At 41.8% G+C, this 6,610-nt stretch carries 7 protein-coding genes and 1 pseudogene; 3 read left to right on the plus strand and 5 right to left on the minus strand.

Going from position 1 to position 6,610, the window contains the following annotated elements; all coding sequences use genetic code 11:
- Positions 1–172: 172 nt before the first annotated feature.
- The 5 genes from FMM05_RS11510 to FMM05_RS11530 form a co-directional block, all read right to left on the minus strand.
- Positions 173–1,183 (minus strand): hypothetical protein, encoded by a 1,011-nt coding sequence (locus FMM05_RS11510; RefSeq protein ID WP_143373529.1) that lies wholly within the window; start codon positions 1,181–1,183, stop codon positions 173–175.
- Positions 1,184–1,369: 186 nt separating this feature from the next.
- A complete protein-coding gene (locus FMM05_RS11515) occupies positions 1,370–1,609 on the minus strand; it encodes a hypothetical protein (protein ID WP_143373530.1) in 240 nt (79 codons plus the stop codon).
- A gap of 11 nt (positions 1,610–1,620) precedes the next feature.
- A complete protein-coding gene (locus FMM05_RS11520; RefSeq protein ID WP_143373531.1) occupies positions 1,621–2,622 on the minus strand; it encodes an SPFH domain-containing protein in 1,002 nt (333 codons plus the stop codon).
- Between the two features lies 1 nt (position 2,623).
- On the minus strand, positions 2,624–3,922 hold the full coding sequence (locus FMM05_RS11525; protein WP_143373532.1) for a zinc ribbon domain-containing protein: 1,299 nt from the start codon (positions 3,920–3,922) through the stop codon (positions 2,624–2,626).
- A gap of 133 nt (positions 3,923–4,055) precedes the next feature.
- On the minus strand, positions 4,056–4,577 hold the full coding sequence (locus tag FMM05_RS11530; protein WP_143373533.1) for a hypothetical protein: 522 nt from the start codon (positions 4,575–4,577) through the stop codon (positions 4,056–4,058).
- A 161-nt stretch (positions 4,578–4,738) separates the two neighbouring features.
- Between FMM05_RS11530 and FMM05_RS11535 the strand changes: the two genes are divergently transcribed.
- The 3 genes and pseudogenes from FMM05_RS11535 to FMM05_RS11545 form a co-directional block, all read left to right on the plus strand.
- On the plus strand, positions 4,739–5,182 hold the full coding sequence (locus FMM05_RS11535) for a hypothetical protein (protein ID WP_143373534.1): 444 nt from the start codon (positions 4,739–4,741) through the stop codon (positions 5,180–5,182).
- Positions 5,183–5,295: 113 nt separating this feature from the next.
- Positions 5,296–5,877, plus strand: a complete 582-nt coding sequence (locus FMM05_RS11540) for a DUF421 domain-containing protein (protein ID WP_221932266.1) — start codon at positions 5,296–5,298, stop codon at positions 5,875–5,877.
- Positions 5,878–6,142: 265 nt separating this feature from the next.
- A pseudogene (locus FMM05_RS11545) lies at positions 6,143–6,488 on the plus strand (PRTRC system ThiF family protein); the annotation flags it as partial.
- Between the last annotated feature and the right edge of the window lie 122 nt (positions 6,489–6,610).

The raw sequence follows: 6,610 nt of genomic DNA on the forward strand, positions 1-6,610 counted from the left end.
TTATTGCGCGCGGGCAGCCTTCAGGGCTGCCATCTACTGCATAGCGGTTCCTCATCGTGAAGTAGATGGTCACTTAATCGAATGACTTTGTAAATTAAAGATGTAATATGGATTGATGTGATAATGAATATATTGAAATCCAGGTTATCTTATTACTAAGTATTATTGTGGATTACTCCCCACGTTTAATTTGGTAATCACTTACAACTTTTCCTGCCGGAGAAATAACCAATACCCCGGATACATAATCATGGTCGTCATCTGATGCATATTCTATTGCAAAACCCTCCATACACTTTGCAGCACTTTCGTAATTAAAAGTGATGGAAGGCTGCGTCCATAGTATCTCGCCGGTGTTTGCATTTAAACTTTGCAGCATTACAGGTCCTTCAGGCTTGGCGGTTGCGCCTGTAGCTATAATTAGGCTTACGTCGTCCTGATACAGTATTTCAGGGTCGAAGAACTTTCTGTTAGGAACCAAATTAATAGCAGTTTTAGTTTTGCCGGTTTCCGCAGTAATTTTCATTAATCTATCAGAATTGTCAAACTGAAACCAGCTTGCAGGATACGTGTTGTAAATCGCTTCATCCCTCTCGTCATAATCAGAAGTAAGCAAATCACCATTCGGTACAAAAAAGTATTTGTTCCCATCGTTAGTAAGCAGGTCAAAGTACTCACTCCTCAGGCTGATGGTGGCCAGCCCGGCACTTAATTCAGGATGGCTGTTGAAGAGCGATTTGGTAACATCAATTAATTCATTGCTTTTACGATCAAGTGTAAATAATTTTTCGTCAGCATAGGTCATATAGATCGTTCCATCCTGAAACGTTTCAAATAGGGATTGGTGGTCATCAAGGCGCCTTTTACGCTCAAATATCAGCTGGTCTTTAATTTGTTTCTTAGTAACAGGGTCTATAAATACTGCGTGCACGTTGATATAATCTACGTTATTATTTTCGCCTACTATATTTTCCCGCCCTATACGCATGAACACCGCCTTGCCTGTAGCTGAGTTTTGATAAACAATTTCACCACTGTAATATTCATATTTATCATCAGGTTTGTAGGCCGGAATGGTAGTATTGTTTGAGAAAGAACCGATAACTGCATTAGCTACTATAAATAAGATTAAGACAGCCACTACCGCAATAATTACAACACGCTGCGTATTTTTTTTTGCCACTGTAGCACCTGAAAAATCCTGATAAGGTGTGTGACTGATATTTATATTGATATCATCGTTGTCTAAAAAATATTCTGTATCACAATTTAGACAACGAAAATAGTCAGTCTTTATTTCTGTTTTTTTGATGCTGCCGCAGTTTGGGCATTTGATTGCTTTTATATTCTTAGCCACTTTTGATGTAAATTATAATTTAGGATGTGCCCTGCTGCCACTTTTGCGGTCGTAGCCGCGACGGTCATTACGCAATAGTGCGCCGTAAATAATTATAAGTATAATAATTGCAACGCCCAGTAATACAAGAGTTGTGGTACTTTTTAGCACAGCAGTCAGGCTGACAATCTCAATACCCCAAATTCTGAGTACGAGTATTCCTATCAGCGCAATGCTGAGCAGCAGTAGTATAATGCCAACGATACGTTTCATTGTGAATTATTTTAAAATTTGTCCAGCCATTCTTTTTTCTTATCATCAAACTCCTGCTGGGTTATAATACCCTCGTTAAGCAACAATTTTAATTGCTGCAATTTAGAAACGATGTCCGGCGCATCCGCGTTTAATTGTGCGTCCTTCGCAACATTAAATGTTTTACCCAGATCCATGCCAACGCCTAATTGCAACCCCGCACCGGCAAGGCCGCCTTCATTGCGTGCCGCATCGCGCAGGGCTTTCAGTTTTTCCATTTCTACATAGGTAAGCCCGCCTTCGCCCGCAGCCATCGCGTCAGAAGTAATGTCTGCTACTTTACCAATACGTTCACTGGTAGCCTTGTCAAACAGCGTCCCGTTTATTTTAAAGTCTGTAAGTGCAAACCCTAGCTTTGTAACTTCAGGATGCAGCTGTTCACTGATTTTTTCAGAAAGGCTGGGCAGCTGTGCGTCGATATGCTGGTAAGAGAGGCCACTTTGTGCCAGTACCGAAGCAAGGCTTTGGGGAAACCTGCTCTGTAGCAACTGTCGAGCTTCCGAAACATAGTATGTATCCTGCGAGCCGATCACGTTTGAGAACAGGTACAACGGGTCGGCTATCTTAAAAGAAAAACTTCCGTTAGCACCGAGTTCTACAGGAATTTTGTAAAAGGGATCCATATATTTTACGGGCTGCGAGGTACCCCATCCCTGATTTACAATTTCGGCTGTGCGATAAAAGTAGACCTTCAATTTATGCTCACTTTCAAAATTGGTTCGCAGCTTAAGCAATGTGGTCACGAACGGATGATTATCTGTTTCTAAGTCGAATATTCCCTCATCGCTCAAATGGTCGGTCACTTTACCTTCGTATACCAGAATAGCGCCCTGTCCGGGAGCTACTATAAGTTTTGATGCATTTTTAAGCTCATCACTGTGAGACGGGAATTTGTAGACCAATACATCCGGCTGCTGGTCTTTCCACTCAATAACCTGTGAGAGCTGGCCCCTGAAAAAATCTCCTAAACCCATATTATAATAGTTTAAATTCTTTAACCAATTTACCGTTCATATCTACGGCCACGGCAAACATGCCGGAAAATGCCACAAAGCCGTTTTTATACCTGATGGCATTTTCATCCAAATAAACGTCGTCAGTAAAGGGATAAGTAAATACAATGTCGCCTGTTTTAGCATCGAGGCATTGCAGGGCAACTTTGGCATTTTTGCCGGCAGTTGTTTTCATACTGATCAGGATATAATCCTCATCATAAAAAAGCGTTTTTGGCGAAAAATATAACCTCCCCGGTGTGAGGTCTTTATACTTAATTAGCAGGTCGCCAGTTCCCCTGTAGGGCTGCTTTATAAGTGCCCCATTGTTGCCGTAATAACTGCTCCATTCAAAGTACGTCCAGTCGTTAGGCCCCCCCATATTATCTTTTTGGGTAAACTTGTAAAGTTGTATTTTCTCATCCGGGAAGCTCGTACTCTGTTGGCTGAAGTCGTAGAACGTAATTGTTTTAGCTTTTGCATCTTTAATTTTCAGGGAACGCTCTGCTTGCCGTACCTGATCCTTGTCAAATACAACATTTGCAATTGGGTAGTACGAATAATTTTTACCGTCATTGGTAAGTACCTTCATACCGTCACCATAACTATCATTTATAAAATCGTAATCTGCTATACCGGCAGATAACTCTGCGTGTTCCTTATCAAGCGTTGTAACTGACTTAAGGCTCATAGATTGCTTGTCTAATTTGTACAGTAGCATGTTGTTTGCTATGGCATAAACATCGCCATTCCTGAAAGTCTTAAAAACAAAATTTTCGCGTTCCGCTTTGGGTATTTCAAAGCGCTCCGCCTTTATTTCTTTACCGGATAAAAAGTCGTAATAGATAGCATACTTACCCGATTTTGACGTGTCATCACCTGTTATTATGTCCCGCTGCCCAAATAGTATCAAGATTGGCATATTGTTTTCATCTGTAAAAGCCACAACATCGTGGTCCCGCCAACTATATTCTGTATCCGGTTTTTCGACGCCTAAGACTGTATCAGGCGAATTTGATGATTGAAATGTTAACCAGAATGCCAATAAAGAGCCGATAATTATAAATAGAAATACAAGGCCTATGACTGCTGCAGGTTTTTTGACAGGAGCGTTTCCGGTGTGGGCAGGATTATAGTTTACATTATGGGTAATGGTGATATCATCATCGTCCAGAAAATATTCGGTATCGCAATTTGTGCATCTGTAATAATCTGCCCTGATCTCCACTTTCTTTGTGGAGCCGCATTTCGGGCATTGTATCGCTTTTATTTCCCTGGCCATTTATTGAAGAAGGATATATTTTTATTGTAAGGTTGGATCGTTACTCAAATATAAAGATTTAAAAGACTGCTAAATATATCGATGTAGCGGCACGCAGCCTTATTAACAAACATTTATATAAATCGTGCCGGGATTATGTGTCCATCCGTGATTTTTCAACTTGTAATTTCCTACTTGCAGAGTAAGCCCTGAAACACGTGATGCTTGCAATTAAGGTTATTATTATCTGAAGGTAGATAAAAGTAAACCGGAAGAAATTGCTCAGTGGGTTGGCGAGCTTATAGATGTAAGGTACAAAATGATAGGTCGGTTCGGAGTAATGGTAAAGATAATACACCATTATGATCCTGAACAACGTAATGGCAGCGAGGATAATCCCGAGCAGGATATAGTTGTCGGTTCGTTTTGGATTTATAATCGCTATCCATAACGCCAGCCCCAGGCAAACCACCATCTCCACCATAAAGTAAGCAACATGCACTATAGTATAAGTCGCACTATAGTCCGGTTCTTTAGAATGCAGCAAGGCCAGGAAATCCAGCACCTCGATCAGTAAATAAAAACTATAAAGCCCAAAGAGAACTGAGCAGGATAAAACCTGCCTGCGTGCAGAGGCGGAAAGTGAGAGTAATTTTTTGGTATGAGGTGCTTCCATTGTCGTAGCGATGCGATTAAGATTGAATGAATTTGTTGCGTATATCAAGTTACTCATAAAATAATATATACCGGGGATTCCCCCGTTAAACATTTCTAAAATACAACTACAGGTCATCAAATTATTGCGTAGGTAGTGAGCAATTTCCAAAAACTATTCTTTTGTTAATTAACAAATTCTTGTACTACAGGCAGTGTACTTTTATGATAAACCGGCAAACAATGTATACCTATACCATGACTTTTGTATCGCCTGAACCCGTCAGCGACATTGGGGCAATATCCCATAGTCCCGACGCGTCGCAGTTGGTAGCCCAAAAAATCGCTCAGAGGATGCTCGAACTGGCCGATTTTAACTGGACCACTGAATACAGTTTTGACAATTCGCTATCCTATCTTCAGGCACCATACACCATCAGTTTTGTCGTCGAAGTGCGGGTGACCTTAGATATGCTGACCCTACAGGACAGGGAAGCAATTTATAAAAGATGCTTTGAGGCGTTAGTTAAACATGAGGTGCTGCTTACGAAATCGCATTGTATCGAAAATGAGGACACGGACAAAATAAAATGCATTTTGTGTTTTGACATGCAATCTGCCGCCTAAAAATTAAGTAAATGGAATTTGACTGGAATAAAATTTTTCTATCAGACCTGGACTGGTCATTTGCATTAGAGATTATCTTCAGGACGATCCTGATGTTTGCCCTGATTTTATTAATGCTTCGACTATCCGGAAAAAAGGGGGTGCGGCAGCTCAGTATCTTTGAGGTGGCTATAATCATTGCGCTGGGTTCGGCGGCGGGTGACCCTATGTTTAATGATGAAATGGCTATCATACCGTCAGTTATTGTTTTTGGCGCAGTGCTTCTGTTTTACAGGCTGTTGACGTACCTGGCGGCTAAATCAAAACGATTTGAGGATATCTTAGAAGGAAAGGCTATGTACGTAATAGAGGATGGCCTGTTCACCCTCGAAGAAAAAGCAACAAACACCTTTGCTAAAGATGAATTCTTCGCGGAGATGCGCGAAGCCGGGATATCGCATACCGGGCAGGTCGAGACAGCCATCTTAGAATCGAATGGCAAGGTGAGTTTCTTTTATTTTGAAGATGATAATGTTATCTATGGAATGCCCGTACTTCCTAAGCCCTATGCAAAGCGATCGAAGGACATTAATGTTAAAGGGTATTATTCGTGCACCTATTGCGCTTACACTGAGCAACGGGCACAGCCCGGGGCCTGCCCAAGGTGCCGCAACGACCAGTGGGTTCCCTCCATCAACACCAAACGTGTTACCTAATTACATTAACCAAATCATTTATTCAAACTATTAGATCATGAAAAGCATTATTAAACTTTCTATTTTCTCAGTATTGTTATTGAGTACGTTAAACCTGGCAGCGCAAACCGACGAACGTAATAAAATCCAGATGGTGGTGAGTTATGAGGGTAAAACCATTACGACCGACCTTACCAACGTGGGTATGGGCATTACCCGGTATAAGGATTATACAGAACCCGGAGCAGCTACTGCTAACCCAGCAGCAACGAAGGAAAAAAGTATACCCCGATACTGGATGGATTTCGGGAACAGCGAAGCGTTAGGTCAGGTCATCCTCTCCACAATCGGGGGCGATACAACAGCCTACATCCGATACTTTTGAAACCGTAGCTACCCTGCCTTTTGTAACCGAGGAGTTCGGCGCACTCCTGCGCCAGTCGGAAAATCAGGACAATACCCCAAGCTGCTCCCTTGCCGAAGCCCTCGAAAAACAAGACTTGTTTATCAATTCGACCCTTGCCCAAATGGGCGGCTCCCTCTTGTGGAACTTATTTCACAAAGGCATGACGCCGTACCGTGGGTTCTTCCTGAATTTGGAAAATTTCAGGACAACACCCGTATCGGTTTGAAAAATGACCGCCGCCGCGGATTTCACTTTCTTAAATTCGTGGCGGCGCCTCACGCAACCTCTTAAATCCATGCACAGCCAAATAAACTCCGTATTTTAACCCTAATTTAAGCTTCTTTAAAT

Source organism: Flavobacterium zepuense (assembly GCF_007097145.1).
Lineage (GTDB): Bacteria > Bacteroidota > Bacteroidia > Flavobacteriales > Flavobacteriaceae > Flavobacterium > Flavobacterium zepuense.

Excerpts from the sequence above, each read along its gene's own strand:
- FMM05_RS11515 (WP_143373530.1), bottom strand. The coding sequence starts at position 1,609 with ATGAAACGTATCGTTGGCATTATACTACTGCTGCTCAGCATTGCGCTG.
- FMM05_RS11520 (WP_143373531.1), bottom strand. The coding sequence starts at position 2,622 with ATGGGTTTAGGAGATTTTTTCAGGGGCCAGCTCTCACAGGTTATTGAG.
- FMM05_RS11525 (WP_143373532.1), bottom strand. The coding sequence starts at position 3,922 with ATGGCCAGGGAAATAAAAGCGATACAATGCCCGAAATGCGGCTCCACA.
- FMM05_RS11530 (WP_143373533.1), bottom strand. The coding sequence starts at position 4,577 with ATGGAAGCACCTCATACCAAAAAATTACTCTCACTTTCCGCCTCTGCA.
- FMM05_RS11540 (WP_221932266.1), top strand. The coding sequence starts at position 5,296 with ATGCTTCGACTATCCGGAAAAAAGGGGGTGCGGCAGCTCAGTATCTTT.